General features: G+C 63.4%; 18 protein-coding genes and 1 tRNA gene. 14 read left to right on the top strand and 5 right to left on the bottom strand.

What is annotated here, in order from left to right:
• Positions 1 to 107: 107 nt before the first annotated feature.
• A complete protein-coding gene (gene tkt, locus LB520_RS07425) occupies positions 108 to 2,099 on the bottom strand; it encodes a transketolase (RefSeq protein WP_224637012.1) in 1,992 nt (663 codons plus the stop codon).
• A 260-nt stretch (positions 2,100 to 2,359) separates the two neighbouring features.
• Between tkt and LB520_RS07420 the strand changes: the two genes are divergently transcribed.
• The 3 genes from LB520_RS07420 (at position 2,360) to LB520_RS07410 (ending at position 3,847) form a co-directional block, all read left to right on the top strand.
• Entirely contained in the window at positions 2,360 to 2,632 is a 273-nt protein-coding gene (locus LB520_RS07420; protein ID WP_023763725.1) for a DUF4164 domain-containing protein, read from the top strand.
• Between the two features lie 4 nt (positions 2,633 to 2,636).
• Positions 2,637 to 3,002 carry a cell division protein ZapA gene (locus LB520_RS07415; RefSeq protein WP_095767358.1) on the top strand — a complete coding sequence of 122 codons (366 nt, stop codon included), beginning with the start codon at positions 2,637 to 2,639 and terminating at the stop codon, positions 3,000 to 3,002.
• Between the two features lie 185 nt (positions 3,003 to 3,187).
• Positions 3,188 to 3,847, top strand: a complete 660-nt coding sequence (locus LB520_RS07410; protein WP_140847021.1) for a peroxiredoxin — start codon at positions 3,188 to 3,190, stop codon at positions 3,845 to 3,847.
• A 260-nt stretch (positions 3,848 to 4,107) separates the two neighbouring features.
• On the opposite strand, the gene rpoH is transcribed toward LB520_RS07410, so the two are convergent.
• Together rpoH and LB520_RS07400 are read right to left on the bottom strand one after the other, a co-directional pair.
• Entirely contained in the window at positions 4,108 to 5,019 is a 912-nt protein-coding gene (gene rpoH / locus LB520_RS07405; protein ID WP_224637011.1) for an RNA polymerase sigma factor RpoH, read from the bottom strand.
• Positions 5,020 to 5,234: 215 nt separating this feature from the next.
• The gene (locus tag LB520_RS07400) at positions 5,235 to 6,305 is read right to left on the bottom strand and encodes an RluA family pseudouridine synthase (RefSeq protein WP_224637010.1); all 1,071 of its coding nucleotides are present in this window, start codon (positions 6,303 to 6,305) and stop codon (positions 5,235 to 5,237) included.
• A 26-nt stretch (positions 6,306 to 6,331) separates the two neighbouring features.
• On the opposite strand from LB520_RS07400, the gene LB520_RS07395 reads away from it, so the two are divergent.
• From LB520_RS07395 to LB520_RS07370, 6 genes are all read left to right on the top strand, one after another.
• Positions 6,332 to 6,715 (top strand): fimbrial protein, encoded by a 384-nt coding sequence (locus LB520_RS07395; protein WP_140693096.1) that lies wholly within the window; start codon positions 6,332 to 6,334, stop codon positions 6,713 to 6,715.
• Positions 6,712 to 7,125 (top strand): VOC family protein, encoded by a 414-nt coding sequence (locus LB520_RS07390; RefSeq protein ID WP_224637009.1) that lies wholly within the window; start codon positions 6,712 to 6,714, stop codon positions 7,123 to 7,125. Before LB520_RS07395 ends, LB520_RS07390 begins: the two co-directional genes overlap by 4 nt.
• A gap of 86 nt (positions 7,126 to 7,211) precedes the next feature.
• Positions 7,212 to 7,286, top strand: a tRNA-Glu gene (locus tag LB520_RS07385).
• A 143-nt stretch (positions 7,287 to 7,429) separates the two neighbouring features.
• A complete protein-coding gene (locus tag LB520_RS07380) occupies positions 7,430 to 8,011 on the top strand; it encodes a VOC family protein (RefSeq protein ID WP_224602285.1) in 582 nt (193 codons plus the stop codon).
• Positions 8,012 to 8,034: 23 nt separating this feature from the next.
• Positions 8,035 to 8,883 carry a glutathione S-transferase family protein gene (locus LB520_RS07375; RefSeq protein ID WP_224637008.1) on the top strand — a complete coding sequence of 283 codons (849 nt, stop codon included), beginning with the start codon at positions 8,035 to 8,037 and terminating at the stop codon, positions 8,881 to 8,883.
• A 291-nt stretch (positions 8,884 to 9,174) separates the two neighbouring features.
• Positions 9,175 to 9,537, top strand: coding sequence for a hypothetical protein (locus tag LB520_RS07370; RefSeq protein WP_224637007.1), 363 nt, complete (start codon positions 9,175 to 9,177; stop codon positions 9,535 to 9,537).
• A 152-nt stretch (positions 9,538 to 9,689) separates the two neighbouring features.
• On the opposite strand, the gene LB520_RS07365 is transcribed toward LB520_RS07370, so the two are convergent.
• Positions 9,690 to 9,911, bottom strand: a complete 222-nt coding sequence (locus LB520_RS07365; RefSeq protein ID WP_224637006.1) for a hypothetical protein — start codon at positions 9,909 to 9,911, stop codon at positions 9,690 to 9,692.
• A 177-nt stretch (positions 9,912 to 10,088) separates the two neighbouring features.
• Positions 10,089 to 10,436, bottom strand: a complete 348-nt coding sequence (locus tag LB520_RS07360) for a hypothetical protein (RefSeq protein ID WP_224637004.1) — start codon at positions 10,434 to 10,436, stop codon at positions 10,089 to 10,091.
• A 200-nt stretch (positions 10,437 to 10,636) separates the two neighbouring features.
• Between LB520_RS07360 and LB520_RS29110 the strand changes: the two genes are divergently transcribed.
• The 5 genes from LB520_RS29110 to pstB all read left to right on the top strand — a co-directional run bounded on the left by LB520_RS29110 (position 10,637) and on the right by pstB (position 18,240).
• Positions 10,637 to 13,981, top strand: coding sequence for a response regulator (locus tag LB520_RS29110; RefSeq protein WP_263483644.1), 3,345 nt, complete (start codon positions 10,637 to 10,639; stop codon positions 13,979 to 13,981).
• Between the two features lie 494 nt (positions 13,982 to 14,475).
• Entirely contained in the window at positions 14,476 to 15,534 is a 1,059-nt protein-coding gene (gene pstS, locus LB520_RS07340; RefSeq protein ID WP_095767366.1) for a phosphate ABC transporter substrate-binding protein PstS, read from the top strand.
• A 64-nt stretch (positions 15,535 to 15,598) separates the two neighbouring features.
• On the top strand, positions 15,599 to 16,585 hold the full coding sequence (gene pstC, locus LB520_RS07335; RefSeq protein WP_095767367.1) for a phosphate ABC transporter permease subunit PstC: 987 nt from the start codon (positions 15,599 to 15,601) through the stop codon (positions 16,583 to 16,585).
• Between the two features lie 3 nt (positions 16,586 to 16,588).
• Positions 16,589 to 17,440: a phosphate ABC transporter permease PstA gene (gene pstA / locus LB520_RS07330; RefSeq protein WP_095767368.1), complete on the top strand. Its 852-nt coding sequence runs from the start codon at positions 16,589 to 16,591 to the stop codon at positions 17,438 to 17,440.
• Positions 17,437 to 18,240 carry a phosphate ABC transporter ATP-binding protein PstB gene (gene pstB, locus LB520_RS07325; protein ID WP_095767369.1) on the top strand — a complete coding sequence of 268 codons (804 nt, stop codon included), beginning with the start codon at positions 17,437 to 17,439 and terminating at the stop codon, positions 18,238 to 18,240. Before pstA ends, pstB begins: the two co-directional genes overlap by 4 nt.
• Positions 18,241 to 18,257 lie beyond the last annotated feature (17 nt).

Genomic DNA, 18,257 nt, shown 5'->3' with positions numbered 1-18,257 from the left:
TAACGGCGGAAGGCGCAAGAATCCAGCCGCAGAAGGTCGCATTTAAATCGATTAGGTTGGTCCAGCCCGGCAAAGCGTCAACCGACGTTGCCGGGCTGAGCCAATTCTCAGTCGCCGTGCAGCCGGGCTTCGACCGCCTTGGCCGCAGCTTCGGCGGTGATGCCGAAATGCGGATAGAGCTGCTCGATCGAGCCGGAGGCGCCAAAACCGTGCATGCCGACAAAAATGCCGTCGGTGCCGATCAGGTGATCCCAGCCCTGGCGGATGCCGGCTTCGATCGCGACCTTCACCTTGGCGTTGCCGATCGTCTTCTTGCGGTAATCCTCGCTCTGCTGGTCGAACAGCTCGAAGCAGGGCACAGAGACGACGCGGGTCGGATGGCCGTGCTTTTCCAGCAGGTCGCGCGCGCCAAGCGCGATCTCGACCTCGGAGCCGGTGGCGAAGATCGTCACCACGGCCTCGCCGCCGGCGGCGGCCAGCTCATAGGCGCCCTGGCTGGAGAGGTTCGTCGCCGAATGCTCCGTGCGCACGGTCGGCAGGTTCTGGCGGGTCAGCGCCAGCGTCGAGGGCGTCTTTTCGGATTCCAGCGCGATCTGCCAGCATTCGGCGGTTTCGACCGCGTCGGCCGGGCGGAAGACATTGTGGTTGGGGATGGCGCGCAGCGCCGCCAGATGCTCGACCGGCTGATGCGTCGGGCCGTCCTCGCCGAGGCCGATCGAATCATGCGTCATGACGAAGATCGAGCGGATGCCCATCAGCGAGGCAAGGCGCATCGACGGGCGGGCGTAGTCGGAGAAGCACAGGAAGGTGCCGCCATAGGCGATCAGGCCGCCATGCAGGGTCAGGCCGTTGATCGCCGCCGCCATGCCGTGCTCGCGAATGCCGTAATGGACATAGCGCTGGCCGTAATCATCGGGGGTGATGTTCTTGGTCTGGCTGGTCTTGGTGTTGTTGGAGCCGGTGAGGTCGGCCGAGCCGCCGATGGTTTCCGGCACCGCGCCGTTGATGACTTCCAGCGCCATCTCCGACGACTTGCGGGTGGCAACCTTCGGCTTGTCGGCCGACAGCTTCTTCTTGTAGTCGGCGATGACGGCGTCGAAGTTGGAGGGCAGCTTGCCGGCGAGGCGGCGCTCGAACTCGGCCTTGAGCTTCGGCTCGGCCTTCGCCAGGCGGCCTTCCCAATCGGCGCGGGCCTTGGCGCCACCCGTGCCGACGGCGCGCCATGCGTCGAGGATGTCGGCCGGAATCTCGAAGGGCGGCGAGTCCCAGTTGAAGAATTTGCGCGCGCCGGCGATTTCCTCGGCGCCGAGCGGCGAGCCATGCGCCTTGTTGGTGCCGGCCTTGGTCGGGGCGCCGAAGCCGATGGTGGTCTTGCAGGCGATCATCGTCGGCTTGTCGGAATGGCGCGCTGTCTCGATGGCATAGGCGATCGCTTCCGGATCGGTGCCGTCGATGTGACTGGCGTTCCAGCCCGAGGCCTGGAAGCGGGCGACCTGGTCGGTGTTGTCGGCCAGCGAGACCGGGCCGTCGATCGAGATGTTGTTGTTGTCCCAGAAGACGATCAGCTTGTTGAGCTTCAGATGCCCGGCCAGCGCGATGGCTTCCTGGGAGACGCCTTCCATCAGGCATCCGTCGCCGGCCAGCACATAGGTGTAGTGGTTGACGAGGTCGTTGCCGAAGGCGGCGTTCATGATGCGCTCGCCGAGCGCGAAGCCGACCGAATTGGCGAGGCCCTGGCCGAGCGGGCCGGTGGTGGTCTCGATGCCGGCGGCATGGCCGTATTCGGGATGGCCGGCGGTCTTGGAGCCGAGCTGGCGGAAATTCTTGATCTGGTCGATCGTCATGTCCTCATAGCCGGTGAGGTAGAGGAGCGAATAGAGCAGCATCGAGCCGTGGCCGGCCGACAGAATGAAGCGGTCGCGGTCGGCCCAGTGCGGTGCCTTGGCGTCGAATTTCAGGAAACGGCTGAACAGCACCGTGGCGATGTCGGCGCAGCCCATGGGCAGGCCTGGGTGACCGGAGTTCGCCTTCTCGACGGCGTCCATGGAAAGGAAACGGATCGCGTTGGCCATCCGATCATGTTGTTCACGCGAGGTCATGCTTCCTCCGGAAGTGAGTTGGAGCCTGGGGAGAACCCTTGGAAAAGGATGCCGCGACACATAGCAGGCACGGTCTTTTAGTCAACAAATCGGGATGGATTTTGCCGGGCTTGTGATGGCGCCCGGCGCCTACATTAGCGATAGCAGGGGACAGTCGCGAGAGCTTTGTTGACGCGCCCTTCACCCGGCGCCTAATCTTTCCCAGGTAACGCATTCTGAACGCGTGCGATTCGGTGATGGGCAGGGCATAGGACGAAGCCATGACCGGGGAAACGACCCTCAAGGAAGTCATCGCCAGGCTTGGCAAGGCCATGGAAGGGCTGGAAAACGCCGTGGCGGCGAAGCTCGAGCATGAGCGCGATTATTCGGAAGCCGAGGCCGAGGTGCAGCGCATGAACGCCGATCGTTCGCGCCTGGCGCAGGAGCTCGACAATTCCGAAGCGCGCGCCGAACGGCTGGAGGACGCCAACAAGGAAGTGTCGCGGCGGCTGGTGACCGCCATGGAAACCATCCGCGCGGTCCTGGACAGGTAAGGCAATGGCACAGGTCACGGTTTCCATCGACGGCAAACAGTATCGCATGGCCTGCGACGAAGGCCAGGAAGAGCATCTGATCGACCTTGCCGAGCGCTTCGACCGCTATGTCTCGCACCTGAAGGATTCCTTCGGCGAGATCGGCGACCAGCGGCTCACCGTCATGGCCGGCATCATGGTGATGGACGAGCTCTCGGAGCTCACCAAGCGTGTCAAAGGCATGGAGAGCGAAGTGCTGACCTTGCGCAAGACGCGCGACGAGGCGCTGACCAAGGCCGACAAGAGCGACAGCGTGCTCACGACCGCGCTCGGGGCGCTCGCGCAGCGCATGGAAGACCTCACGGCGACGCTCGCGATAAGGAAAGCCTGAGCGGCCCACCCTCTCGCAAAAGCGGAAAAATCCTGCCGAACGTCGCCGTGCTCGCCAAAAAAATATTTGGCTGCAGCGAGCTAGGTTATGGCTCCTGGCGTTTGACCGATGCCGCGATGGTGGTAGCTTAGAATGCTTGCCGGCCGCGCCGGCCATCGTTTCATAAAAAAGGGTAGGGATAGGTCATGAGTCTTCGTATCAACGATGTCGCGCCGGATTTCACGGCCGAAACCACGCAGGGCACCATCAAGTTCCACGACTGGATCGGCGACGGCTGGGCGGTGCTGTTCAGCCATCCGAAGAATTTCACGCCGGTCTGCACCACCGAGCTCGGCACCATGGCCGGCCTCGAAGGCGAGTTCAAAAAGCGCAACGTCAAGATCATCGGCATCTCGGTCGATCCGGTATCGAGCCACGAGAAGTGGCAGGCCGACATCAAGACCGCCACCGGCCAGACGGTGAACTATCCTTTGATCGGTGATAAGGATCTCAAGGTCGCCAAGCTTTATGAAATGTTGCCCGCAGGCGCCGGCGAGACCTCCGAGGGCCGCACGCCGGCCGACAACGCCACCGTGCGCTCGGTCTATGTCATCGGCCCGGACAAGAAGATCAAGCTGGCGCTGACCTATCCGATGACCACGGGCCGCAACTTCGACGAGATCCTGCGCGTCATCGATTCCATCCAGCTGACGGCCAAGCACCAGGTGGCGACGCCGGCCAACTGGAAGCAGGGCGACGACGTCATCATCACCGCCGCCGTCTCCAACGAAGACGCGATCAAGCGTTTCGGCGCGTATGAGACGGTTCTTCCTTACCTCAGGAAGACCAAGCAGCCGACGGCCTGAGCCTTTCCTTCTCCCCGTTCCACGGGGAGAAGGTGCCCGAAGGGCGGATGAGGGGCGGCGCCGCGGTCGAGGATCAGCGCGCCTGCCTCGCGAAGACAGTTGCTGGAAAAGACAACCTCGCAGCCTCGGCGCTGCCCCTCATTGACCTGCCGGGCATTTCTCCCCGTATAGTGACGGGGAGAAAGGGGCGCGCGACCGCTTTCGCCAAACAAAAAAGGCGGCGCCGAAGCGCCGCCTTATTGATTGATTCCTTGAGCTTGTTACGCCGCCGGCTGCGCCTCGATGGTCCGCAGCGCCTGGGTCTGACGCTTGGCGGCGGCCTTGACCGCGTCCTGCACCTTCTCGAAGGCACGCACCTCGATCTGGCGCACGCGCTCGCGGCTGATGTCGAACTCGGCCGAGAGTTCTTCCAGCGTCAGCGGCTCTTCGGCCAGGCGACGCGCCTCGAAGATGCGCCGCTCGCGGTCGTTGAGCACCGACAGAGCGCCCGACAGCATGGAGCGCCGGTTTTCCAGCTCGTCCTGCTCGATGAGCATCTCTTCCTGGCTCTCGTGGTCGTCGACCAGCCAGTCCTGCCATTCGCCGGACTCGCCTTCGCTCGCCCGGATCGGGGCGTTGAGCGAAGCGTCGCCCGAAAGGCGGCGGTTCATCGACACCACTTCGGCCTCGGAAACGTTGAGGCGAGTGGCGATCTCGGCGATCTGCTCGGGCTTCAGGTCGCCATCGTCGAGCGCCTGGATCTTGCCCTTCACCTTGCGCAGGTTAAAGAACAGACGCTTCTGATTGGCGGTGGTGCCCATCTTGACCAGGCTCCACGAGCGCAGGATGTATTCCTGGATCGAGGCCTTGATCCACCACATGGCATAGGTGGCGAGCCGGAAACCACGCTCCGGTTCGAATTTCTTCACGGCCTGCATGAGGCCGACATTGCCTTCCGAGATCACCTCGCCGATCGGCAGGCCGTAGCCGCGATAGCCCATGGCGATCTTGGCGACGAGCCGCAAATGGCTGGTGACGAGCTTGTGGGCAGCCGTGGTGTCCTGATGCTCGGCATAACGCTTTGCGAGCATGTACTCTTCCTGCGGCTGAAGCATCGGAAAGCGGCGGATTTCTTCCAGGTAACGGGCGAGACCGCCTTCACCGGAAACGATACTGGGTAATGATTGGGCCATGATAGCGCCCCTCTCTCTTTGGAGTGGATGCCCCCGAAACGCGGCGGGCATTCGTCACGGATGCCAAAGGCTCATCCGCGACAACCTGTGTATATAGGAACAAAACCAGAAAAGACAGGCATTTGTTCAACGCTAAACAGTCTGTCACGCTAAAGTGAACAACGCCGGTCAGGTTTTTTGATGGCTGGTTTGCAGCTTGTTCGTGGCGGGTCGGTTCAGAGTTTTCGGAAGTCGCCGACGAGTTCCTCCATGTCTCCTGGTATCGGCGCTTCGAACGTCATCGTTAGATGGGTGGTCGGATGCCGGAATTCAAGGAGCCATGCGTGCAGGGCCTGCCGGGGAAAGGCTTTGACCTTGGCCTTCAAGGGTTCGGGCAGCCGGTTGGCCTTGGTGCGGAAGGCCTGCCCGTAATCCGGGTCGCCGATCACCGGGTGCCCGATATGGGCCATGTGGACGCGGATCTGGTGGGTCCGGCCGGTCTCCAGCCGGCATTCGACCAGGCTTGCCGTGGCGAAAGCCTGCTGTCGTTCGCCGAAACGTTCGACAGTGCTGAAATGGGTGACGGCATGGCGGGCGTCGTCGCGACTTTCAGGCACTACCGCGCGGCGGACGCGGTCAGCGGCGCGACCCAAGGCAGCTTCGATGGTGCCGGTCGGCCGTTGCGGGATGCCCCAGACCAGCGCCAGATAGGCGCGCTCGAGGTCGCCGGTGCGGCCATGATCGGCAAAGGCTTCCGACAGCGCCTTGTGGGCGCGGTCGGTCTTGGCCACGACCATGACGCCGCTGGTTTCCTTGTCGAGGCGATGGACGATGCCAGGACGCCTTACGCCGCCAATGCCGGACAGGCTGTCGCCGCAGTGATGGATCAGCGCGTTGACCAGCGTGCCGGTCCAGTTGCCGGCGCCGGGATGGACGACCAGTCCCGCCGGCTTGTTGATGACGATCAGCTCTTCGTCCTCGTAAAGAATGTCGAGGGCAATGTCCTCGCCCTGCGGCTCTGCCGGCTCCGGCGCGGGCACCAGGATCTCGATCGTCTCACCGACCGCCAGCTTGCGCTTGGCTTCCAGCACCTTCCTGCCGGCGATGGAGACCGCGCCTTGCTTGATCAGCGCCTGCACGCGGCTGCGCGAGAGCTCCGGACCGAGCTTGGCGGCAAGCCACTGGTCGAGGCGCTGGCCGGCGGCGTCGGCGCCGGCTTCCAGCACGGTGGCTTCGCCTGCGGCCAACTCATCGTCCGTCGGTTCCTCCCCTATCAATGTCGAACTCTCTTCGTTATGAGCGCTCATCGAAACCCGTTGCGGATTGTTTAGCCATGGCCCGGCCGATCGCCGAAGAAGATGAGGAAAAGCCGCTCGATCCCGCGGCCGAGAATGTGCGCCGCAAGCTCGTCCGCTTCATGATCGTCAATCTCGGCCTTCTGTTCCTCGCCCTTATGGTGGTGATCGGGGCGCTTGTCTACAAAGCCCGCAACGCGCCGGTGGCCGGATCGGCGCCCGCCGGCGATGTTCAGGCTCCGGCCGGTGCGCCGCTCTCGGGCGACATCGTGCTGCCCGTCGGCGCCAAGGTGATCAGCCAGTCGCTCTCCGGCAACCGTCTGTCGATCGACGCCGAGCTTGCCGACGGCGGCCGTTCGATCTTCGTCTACGACATCGCCGAGCGCCGCATCATCGGCCAATTCGCGGTTCGCAACAAATGAGCGGTTTTGCCGAGCAGCGCAGCATTGCAACCGTCGCGCTCGTCGTCGGCAATTACGACGAGGCGATCGCCTGGTATGTCGAGCGGCTCGGCTTCGCGCTGAGCGAGGATGTCGATCTCGGCGGCGGCAAGCGCTGGGTCACCGTCGCGCCGGCGAAGGGCAAGGGGGCGAGGCTGCTCCTGGCGGAAGCATCCGGCGAAGAGCAGGCAAGCCGCATCGGCAGCCAGACCGGCGGCCGCGTCTTCCTGTTTCTCGAAACCGACGATTTTTCCCGCGATCACCAGGCGATGCTCGCCAAGGGCGTCGAGTTCCGCGAAGCGCCGCGCCACGAAGCCTATGGCACGGTGGCCGTTTTCGCCGATCTCTACGGCAATCTCTGGGACCTGATCGAGCCGAAACGGCAGCGCTGACCAGCAGCTTTGGGCAAAGCACGCAAAGTGCCGGAAACCCCAGTTGCTTTTTCCCAGCCGCCAGCCTATGTAGCCGGTTCTTGAGCGCGCCCATCGTCTAGCGGTCAGGACACCGCCCTCTCACGGCGGGAACAGGGGTTCGATTCCCCTTGGGCGTACCAAGCAACTCTCCTGTAGACCGAAAGACCAATCCCTGCTGGGTCCAATCCGGCGAGCGCCTGTTCGTCAGTTCTGGCGCGGCGCCTGCAGTTGCTTTAGCATTCCCTGTACAAAGCCTGCCGCAAGTGCGGGCGGGAGGAGTCCAATGCGGAAGCTGCAGTCGCAAGGCGTTCATCACATCACGCTGGTCGGCGCCGGGCGCCAGACCTCGATCGACTTCTGGGAGGGCGTGCTCGGCATGCCTTTCATCTTCGAGCAGCCCAATCTCGACAAGGCGAGCGAAAGCCATCTCTATTTCGATCCGGGCGACGGGCGGCTGATCACCGTCTTCACCGACGAGACCCGGGTCCCGGTCAAGCGGCGGACACCGACCGATATAGGCTGCGTCCATCACATCGCGTTCTCGGTGTCGCGGGTCACATTCCTGCAGGCAGTCGCGCGGCTCGACGAGCGCGGTATCAAGCACAGCGGCGTCAAGGATCGCGGCTTCATGGATTCGATCTATTTCGAAGATCCGCTCGGGCTGTTGATCGAGCTCGCGTCCTACCGCTTCGACCCGCCGGTCGGCTTCACCCATGCCGACGTGCTGATGGAGGCGCACAAGATCCGCGTGGCGCGCGACGACTACAACATCGCCGAATTGCACCTTGCCGACGCCATCCAGGCGCTGGTCGAGCGGTCACGCGCAACCCTGTCGGAAAACAGGGCGCCGAAGAATCCGTACTGAGCGAGCAAAGGGAGGGACATGAAATGGCAAAAGCCGCAACAAAGAGCGCGAAGAAACCCGCTGCCAAGGTAGCGCCGAAAGCCGCGGTAAAAGCCGCCGCGAAATCGGGCGCCAAGGCATCGGCGAAGGCGACTGCCAAAGCGGCCGCGACCTCGAAAGTGGCGAAGCCAGCTAAGAAGCCGGGCATAAAACTCAGCATGCTGAGGCCGAGCGTCAACAACATGACGGTGCGGGTGTTCGCGCGCGCGGCCGGGCTCGATCCGGCGGAGACCGATGCCTGGGGCCTTACGCGTTCGCCCGAATTCCTGGCGCGCAATCCGGCGCATCTGACGCCGATGATCGAGGACAAGGGCCTGCCGCGCGGCGTGCTGTGGGAAAGCTGCGCCATCATGCAGTATCTCGCCAACAAGCACGGGCTGGACAAGTTCTATCCGAAGGCGCCAGCAAAGCGGGCGATGATCGATAGCGCCATGTTCTACCTTGTCGGCACGCTTTATCCCTATGTCGCGCGCGCGACGTATCCGGCGCTCGGCTTTCCGCAATATGCCGGCGAGGTCGGCCACAGCGACGTCCATCCCGACAAGAAATCGGAAGCGCAAAAGGCGGCGATGGCTGCGATCGCCGAGCCGCTCGAGGTGTTTCACTCCTTCTTTCGCAACGGCAAACCATTCATCGGCGGCAACAACCCGTCGATCGCCGACATAAGGCTGGCGGCAACGCTCGAGTTCCTGGCGGTCATCGACTACGCGCTGCCCAGCTGGGCGAAGGAATACATGGCGGCCATGGAGAAGAAGCTCGGCAAGGCCTATGCGGAGCCGGCAGGCGACGTGCGCGGCTACATCGCGCATGTGAAATCGCAGGCCAGGGCCTAACAGCCGGCTCAGGTTAAGGTTTCATTTACCCAACGCCTGTCTACTGGTCACAGTCCTCGCCGCGACCACGGATGTACTGGCGCGAAGCGGAGGCGAAGGGAAAGGTCGGCCCAGCGCCGGCCTTTTGCTTTTCCGGCGGTTGTATCGCCTCCCACCGGCAATCACGACATGCGACTTATCCGGTGCCAGACCGGTTGAAATCCTATTGTCATCGGCGTGATTGATCCTACCATTACCTTGGGTCGACAGGTGCGAGCCGGGCAAAAAGCGACGAGGACTGCGATGAAAAGAATGGTGAAACTTTCCGCGGTCGCGAGCGCGCTCCTGGCGAGCGCCGCCATCACGGTCGAAGCCGCGCCGCTCAACGGTATGAACGAGGTTGGCGCCGCCCTGCTCGCCTGCTGGACGCCGCCGGCCAATTCCGACAATTCCTCGGTGACGCTCAGCTTCAGCTTCAAACGCGACGGCACGCTGATCGGACCGCCGAAAACAACTGCTATCCATGTCAGCGGCGACGACAAGGCGCGTAAGGCGTACATCGACGCTGCGACCAAGGCCCTGAACGATTGTCTGCCGCTCAGCCTTTCGCCCTCGCTGGCGCAAGGCATCGCCGGAAACGTCTTTACGCTGCAGTTCAACTCGCCGAAGAAGTAGGCCACGGCGAAGGCACCGAGCCTAAGGCGCGTCGCGATCTTTCTAGATTCGCTCCATGCGCTTTAGGTTTTTGGGCATGTCTCTATCCCGAAATCGGTTCCCACTTTCGGCAGGCATGCTTTAGCCGTATCGCACTTTTCCCGGAATTGCTTTCAGATCAAACCGCGTGTGCGCCTGATCTGGGCGTGCTTTTCCAACTCCGGCATCTCGAAGACATAATCGTTCCAGGCGGAGTCCGGGATCTGCCCGGCCAGGTAGCAATCCAGCAGAAGGTTTTGTTCGGGGGTAAGGGGTCTCAGCGCGTGCTCATGATCCAGCCCAAGCGAATGGATCAAGTTCCTGGTCAGGCCAGAGACGGTGAAGTGAAAGGACATCTTCAGTCTCCTCTGCGCAGCGCGCGTCACATCAACGCCAACAACGTCCGTCACCGGGCAAAGGTTTCATCAGCGATCCGTGATCGCGCCGCGGTCGCGGCCGGGCTGAATCTGTCGGGCTGTCTTTCTTCACGGGCAGTGGATCCAGCCGGCATCGACCGGCGGATCGAGGCAAAGCTACTCGCAGATGACGCGGTAGCGCTTGCCGGTTTCGCCGACATTCCTGCAGGTAAGAGCGGTCTGCTCGTCCGAAGACTGATCAGCCAGATTCTGGTTATATGAAGGCCTTGCCGGAGACCTGGAATAGCGCCGGACCGACGGGCCTTGCGGCGCGGCCGGCGGCGGCAAAGGAAACACGTCCGACGCGATCTGCCGCGACGCGGTCGTTCCCGGCGGCGCCTTGTCCCAGACACGCCTGACGTCCATCCGGCTCGGGACGATCACCGTGCCGTCGTCGCTGCGCGCGCAGCCGCCCGCCGCAAGCAGCGCCGGGCACAGGATGAAAGCCGCGATTCGACCAAACATTAGCAACACCTCAGGCACCTTATAATGCGCTGTTGCCCTCATCGCCAACGGGGCGGATCACCGCAGCCGGCGCCAGGGTCGGAAGCTGGCTCAACGGCACCGGGTGGCAGGCGGTTGCGATCATTATGGTTAGCGGATCGTTAATGCTTGTCGGGCACATTCCCCCGACGGACCGGCACAGTTCGGCCTTGGGGGTAGGAATGGCGGATTCGGACGGGACTGTCGAGGCGGACAACAAGGCGGACAGACGCGGCAACGAGGCCTTTCTCGGCGACGTCCACGATATGGCCGGGACCTCGGAGGCGCTTGCCAATCTCAGGCTGATGGTCGATTCGATGCCGATCGGCGTCATCGTTCTCGATGCCGAATTGCGGGCGGAGGTGGTCAACCGGGCATTTTACGACTTCTGGCAGATCGATCCGCGGCGCGCTCCGGCCGGCAGTCGCTTTCGCGACCTCATGGAAGCCAGTCGTGATGCCGATCCGTTCGGCGCCGAGGAACAGGCCTGGCAAAGCCATGTGGCCGAACGGGAGGCCGAAATCCGGGCTGGAAGCGCAGGGTCCAAGCAGTTGCCGCGCAAGGACGGCCGCACGCTGATCGCCTCGCTGGCGCCTCTTCCAGGTGGCAAGCGGCTGATCTCCTATGTCGACATCACCGACATGAAACAGCGCGAGAACGAGGCGGAGGATGCGCGCAAGAATCTCGTCACCGTGCTGGAGTCGCTGCCGGCGGGGGTCATCATCTACGATCGCGACGACCGCTTCGTCTTCGCCAACCGCAAGCTGCAGGATACGCTGCCGGCGCTGAAGCCGGCCTGGCAGCCTGGCCGCACGTTCCGTGAGGCATTGGCGCTTGGCCACTCCGTCGGCTATTTCCGCTCGAGCGGCGACCCCGGAATCGACAGCCTGTATGGCGTCGACACCGAGCGCTGGCTTGACGCCATGCTCAAGCGGTACCGTTTGCCGAGCTCGGCCTACGAACGCCTCAACGCCGACGGCCGCTGGTACCAGGTCTATGACATGCGCACCGACGACGGCACATTCATCGGCGTGCGTGTCGATATCACCGACATCAAGGCGCGCGAGAAGGCGTTGCGCGATTCCATGCGCCAGATCGACCTTTACCGGCATGTGATGGACGAATTGCCCGTGGCAGCCTTCATCAAGGCCGACGATCTCAGCATAGAATTCGTCAACAAGGCCTGGTGCGCGCTGACCGGACTGCCCAAGGACGAGGTGCTCGGCAAGACCGATCGCGAGCTTTTCGCGACCGAAGAGGCGGACGGTTTCAGCAATGACGACAACGAAGTCGTGGCGACCGGCGCGGGACGCGAGATCGAGGAAGCCGTCACCCACCGCGACGGCACGGTGCGCCAGCTGATGACGCGCAAGAGCCGGCTGGTGGCGATCGACGGGTCGGTGCATCTGGTCGGCTCCAGCACCGACATCACCGACGTCAAGGCGCGTGAGCAGGCGCTGCGGCAGAGCATGAGCGAGAACGAGGTGTTCCGCAGCCTCATCGACAATGTGCCGGTGTCGATCTACGCCAAGCGCTCGGACCTCAGGCAATTCTATGTCAACAAGGGCTGGTGCGATCTCACCGGCTTCAGCAGGGAAGAAGCGATCGGCAAGACCGATGTCGAGATTTTCGGCGCGGACGGCGAAGCCTTCGTCGCCGGCGACCTTGCCGTGCTTCGCACCGGCGAGACGCAGGAGATCGAAGAGACGGTGACGATGCCGGACGGCAGCGTCAGGCACCAGTTCGCGCGCAAGGGCGCGATGATTGCCTCGGACGGCTCGCTCTATCTCATCGGTTCCACCACCGACATCACCGAGCTCAAGCAGCGCGAGGCCGAGCTGAGCGAAGCACGCCGGCGCGCTGTGCTCGCCGACCGGGCCAAATCGGAATTCCTCGCCAATATGAGCCACGAGATCCGCACGCCGATGAACGGGGTCCTTGGAATGGCGGAACTGCTGGCAAAGTCGGACCTCGATCCGAAGCAGAAGACATTCACCGACATCATCGTCAAATCCGGCAATGCGCTGCTCACCATCATCAATGACATCCTCGACTTCTCCAAGATCGACGCCGGTCAGCTGGTGCTCGACCCGGCGCCCTTCAATCTCGCCGAGGCGATCGAGGATGTGGCGACGCTGGTATCGACGCGCGCCAAGGAGAAGGACCTCGAGCTCATCGTTCGCATCCAGCCGGGCCTCGACGGCCAGTTCGTCGGCGATGTCGGCCGTGTCAGGCAGATCGTCACCAACCTGGTCGGCAACGCGGTGAAATTCACCGACAAGGGTCATGTCCTGGTCGACGTGACGGGTGAGCGGGTTCCGGCGGGAACGAGGCTCACCATTTCCGTGACCGATACCGGCATCGGCATTCCGGAAGACAAGCTGAAGCAGGTTTTCGAAAAGTTCAGCCAGGTCGACACCTCCTCGACCAGGCGGCATGAGGGCACCGGGCTTGGCCTTGCCATCACCTCGCGGCTGGTCGAGATGATGGCCGGCGAGATCGGCGTCGACAGCGCCGAAGGCAAGGGTTCGACCTTCTGGTTCACGATCACGCTGCCCAAGGCCGAGCAGGGCGGGCAGCGCATCATGCCGGTCGACGTCACCGGCGCGCGCGTGCTCATCGTCGACGACAATGCCGTCAACCGCTCGATCCTCAGCGAGCAGATGGCGTCGTGGACGTTCGATTCCTGCGCGGCCGAAAGCGGCGCCGAGGGGTTGAAGGTGCTGATTGCCGCCGCCGCCTACGGCGTGCCGGTCGACTGCGTCGTGCTTGATTATCAGATGCCGGGCATGACCGGCGCCGAGATGGCGCGCATCGTGCGCAATACGGCGGGCCTGGCGCATACGCCCATCATCATGCTGACCTCGGTCGACCAGTCGCTTGCCGGCACGGCCTATCGCGACCTCGGCATCGATGCGCAGCTGATCAAGCCGGCGCGCTCCTCCATTCTCCTGGAAACGCTGGTCTCGACCATCCAGCGCCACCGCCACAGCAGCGCGGCGGCGCAACCCGCCATTGGCACCGCCAGTCCCCCGCGAGCCGCTCCGGCGCAGACGGCGGCATCGGAGCGCGCCATGCTGCAACCGCCCCCGGCGCGAGCGCGTCCGCGCCCCGCCGATGCCGAGCGCGAGCTCGACATCCTCGTCGCCGAGGACAATGAGGTGAACCAGATGGTGTTCACCCAGATTCTTGGCGAGACCGGTTACCGCTTCGAGATCGTCGGCAACGGCCGCAAGGCGCTCGACGCCTTCGGCAGGCTCAATCCGCGCATGATCCTGATGGATGTATCGATGCCGGAAATGAACGGGCTGGAGGCGACGGGCGCGATCCGCCGGCTCGAGGAGGACATGGGCACGCATGTGCCGATCGTCGGCGTCACCGCGCATGCACTGAAGGGCGACCGCGAACGCTGCCTGGAAGCCGGCATGGACGATTACCTGCCGAAGCCGATCAGTCCGCGGGCGCTGCTCGAAAAGCTCGAGCGCTGGCTGGGTTCGGACGTCGAGACCCGGCGCAACGCCGGTTAAAACGAATTTGGCGGGCAGGACGGCGGCAAGGGGCTGACGCATGCGTATGGTGCGATCGCACCATACCAAAGCAAGCGCCAAGCTCGGACAATCATGACATTGATTCCGCTCTTCGGTTACGGGCGGGAGCAGCGACCGCCGACAAGAAACAGCGTCGACTCTACCCCAACGGACCCTGTTTTCGGCGATGGCCAGGCCATGATCCGCTCTGGCTTACAGGCAACGCACTCTCGTCCGGATTTTATTTCCCGGCGGCCGTCATCCGGCCGCCGGGATAAATTTTGTTTCAAAAGTCAGACAAGTTGCTGATTTCCGCGGCAAACTCCGTCCGGCCCTTCGAGGCTGCTGCGGAACCCCTTCCGAGCATTCTCGTCCAGACGTTACCGGGCTGACACGAAACTGTCATGCGACTGTAATAATCGAGGGCTATTGCGCTGACCGGGCGCCGATACAACGGGTGCCGAAAGACCATCTTCCGAACAGGAGCAGGCCACATGAGACATTTCATCCGCTCGGCGGCCGTTGCAATTGCAATGGCTGCGGCATCAACCCTTAGCATGGCCGCCGCGATGGCAGCCGACATTTCCGGCGCTGGCGCCACCTTCCCCTATCCGATCTACGCGAAGTGGGCCGACGCCTACAAGAAGGAGACCGGCATCGGTCTCAACTACCAGTCGATCGGCTCCGGCGGCGGCATCAAGCAGATCAAGGCCAAGACCGTCACCTTCGGCGCTTCCGACGCGCCGCTGAAGGGCGAGGATCTCACCTCCACCGGCCTCGCGCAGTTCCCGATGGTGATGGGCGGCATCGTGCCGGTCGTCAACCTCGAAGGCATCAAGCCGGGCGAGCTGGTGCTCGACGGTCCGACGCTCGCCGACATCTTCGCCGGCAAGATCACCAACTGGAACGACGCGGCGATCAAGAAGCTCAACCCCAAGATCAAGCTGCCCGACCAGGCGATTGCCGTCGTCCACCGTTCGGACGGCTCGGGCACCACCTTCAACTTCAGCTACTACCTGGCCGACGTCAGCGCCGACTGGAAATCGAAGGTCGGCGTCAACACCGCGCTTGAATGGCCGGTGGGCATCGGCGCCAAGGGCAATGAAGGCGTCGCCAACAACGTGTCGCAGACTGGCGGCGCGATCGGCTATGTCGAATACGCCTATGCCAAGCAGAACAAGCTCACCTATACCGACATGGTGAACAAGGACGGCAAGAAGGTCGAGCCGACCGCGAAGGCGTTCTCGGCCGCCGCGGCCAATGCCGACTGGAGCTCGCAGCCGGGCTACGGCGTTATCCTGGCCAACCAGGCGGGCGCCGAATCCTGGCCGATGACTTCCGCCACCTGGATCCTCGTCTACCAGAAGCCCGATGATGCGGCAGCCACGGCCGAAGCGCTCAAGTTCTTCGCCTGGTCCTATGCCAAGGGCGACAAGATGGCTGCTGAGCTTGACTACGTTCCGATGCCCGACAAGGTCGTGAAGAGCGTCGAGGAGATGTGGGGCAAGGACATCGTCGACAAGGATGGCAAGCCGGTCTACTCCGGCATGTAATTCCCGCCGAATGAGGAGGGCGCCTCTAGCGCCCTCCTGTCTCTTTCGAAATGCGAGGGGCTAAATGACAGCCGTTTCCGAAGCCGCGACATCGTCCGCCCTGCGGACCAGAGAAGCGACGGTGCGCCGCTTCGCCGTCACCGACATGGTTTTCCGGACGGCGACGCGCCTTTCCGCCATACTCGTGCTCGTTCTGCTCGGGGGGGTCGCGATCTCGCTGGTCGCCGGATCGTGGGAGGCCCTGTCGAAGTTCGGCTTCTCCTTCCTGACCACCGAATCCTGGAACCCGGTCACCGAGAATTTCGGCGCGCTCGCGCCCATCTACGGCACCATCGTCACTTCGGCCATCGCCATTCTCATCGCCGTGCCGATCGGCATCGGTATCGCCATCTTCCTGACCGAGCTTTGTCCGCGCCCGCTCAGGCGTCCGATTGGCATCGCCGTCGAGCTGCTCGCCGGCATTCCCTCGATCATCTACGGCATCTGGGGCCTGTTCGTCTTCGCGCCGTTCCTGCAGACGACTGTGCAGCCCTTCATCATCAGTCTTTTCCACGGCATACCGGGGCTCTCCAGCCTGTTTGCCGGTCCGCCCTACGGCATCGGCTTGCTGACCTCGTCGCTGATCCTCGCCATAATGGTGCTGCCTTTCATCACCTCGATCACCAAGGACGTGTTCGACACGGTGCCGGCGGTGCTGAAGGAATCGGCCTACGGGATCGGCTGCACGACCTGGGAAGTGACCCGGCGCGTGACCATCCCCTATACCCGCATCGGCATCATGGGCGGCGTCATGCTCGGCCTCGGCCGCGCGCTCGGCGAGACGATGGCCGTCACCTTCGTCATCGGCAACGCGCACCGCATCAGCGCCTCGCTGTTTGCGCCGGGCACGACGATCTCGGCGACCATCGCCAACGAATTCACCGAAGCCGACGGCAACCTTTATACATCCTCGCTGGTATCGCTCGGCCTGATCCTGTTCATCATCACCTTCATCATCCTCGCGCTCGCACGCTACATGCTGTTGCGCATCGATAGCCGCACGGGAGCCTGACCGATGTCGACTGCCGCATCGCTTCACCAAAGCCGCAAGCGCAAGAATGCCGTGATGATGACGCTGTGCGTCGTCGCGGCGGGCATCGGGCTGGCCTGGCTGGCGCTGATTCTCGGCGCCCTGCTCTACAAGGGGCTTTCCGGGGTGTCGCTCTCCGTGTTCACGGAAATGACGCCGCCGCCCGGCGATGCCGGCGGCCTGCTCAATGCCATCTACGGCAGCATCGTCATGACGATCATCGGTATCGTCGTCGGCACGCCGATCGGCGTGCTGGCCGGCACCTACATGGCCGAATACGGACGCTTCTCGAAGCTCACGACGGTGGTGCGCTTCATCAACGACATCCTCCTGTCGGCGCCGTCGATCATCATCGGCCTGTTCGTCTACGAGCTGATGGTGCGGCCGATGGGGCACTTCTCGGCGATTGCCGGCGCGGTCGCGCTGTCGATCCTGGTGATCCCCGTCGTGGTGCGCACCACCGAGGACATGCTGAACCTTGTGCCCAACGCGCTGCGCGAAGCAGGCACCGCCATCGGAGCGCCGCGCTGGGTGGTGATCCGCTCGGTTGCCTATCGCGCGGCGCTGTCCGGCATCGTCACCGGCATCCTTTTGGCGATCGCCCGCATCTCCGGCGAGACGGCGCCGCTTCTCTTCACCGCGCTCAACAACCAGTTCTGGTCGAGCAATCTCAATGCGCCGATGGCCAGCCTGCCGGTAACCATCTTCCAGTTCGCTCTCAGCCCCTACGAGGAATGGCAGCAACTGGCCTGGACGGGCGCACTCATAATCACCCTGACGGTTCTCGGGCTGAGCATCATCGCCCGCAGCCTAACCGGACGCAGAGAGGACAGATGAAACCGATGTTGTCCACCGACCTGAACGCAGCCGACACGACCGTCGAGAAGGCCAAGATCGAGGTCAAGAACCTCAATTTCTACTATGGCCAGTCGAAGGCGCTGAAGGACATCAACCTGTCCCTGCCCGAGCGCAGCGTGACCGCCTTCATCGGCCCGTCGGGCTGCGGGAAGTCGACGCTGCTGCGCGTGCTCAACCGCATCTACGAGCTCTATCCGAAGCAGAGCGCCGAGGGCCAGGTGCTGCTCGACGGCAAGAACATCCTCGACCGCTCGCAGGACCTCAACCTGCTCAGGACCAAGATCGGCATGGTGTTTCAGAAGCCGACGCCGTTCCCGATGTCGATCTACGAGAACATCGCTTTCGGCGTCAGGCTCTATGAGAAGATCAGCAAGGCCGAGATGGACAGCCGCGTCGAGCAGGCGCTGAAGCGCGCAGCACTCTGGAACGAGGTCAAGGACAAGCTCAACGCCAGCGGCCTCAGCCTCTCGGGCGGCCAGCAGCAGCGCCTGTGCATCGCCCGTACCGTTGCTGTGAAGCCCGAGGTCATCCTGCTCGACGAGCCGGCCTCGGCGCTCGATCCGCTGTCGACCGCCAAGATCGAGGAACTGATCGACGAGCTGCAGGCCGACTACACGATCGTCATCGTCACCCACAACATGCAGCAGGCGGCGCGCGTGTCGCGGCAGACGGCGTTCATGTATCTGGGCGAGCTGGTGGAGTTCGACCGGACCGAGAAGATCTTCACCTCGCCCCGCGAAAAGCGCACGCAGGACTACATCACCGGCCGCTTCGGCTGAGCTCATACGAGGACATC

Source organism: Mesorhizobium sp. CA12 (assembly GCF_020165255.1).
Lineage (GTDB): Bacteria > Pseudomonadota > Alphaproteobacteria > Rhizobiales > Rhizobiaceae > Mesorhizobium.
The sequence above is the reverse complement of the archived record's forward strand: the minus strand, read 5'-3'. Positions and strand labels throughout refer to the sequence as shown.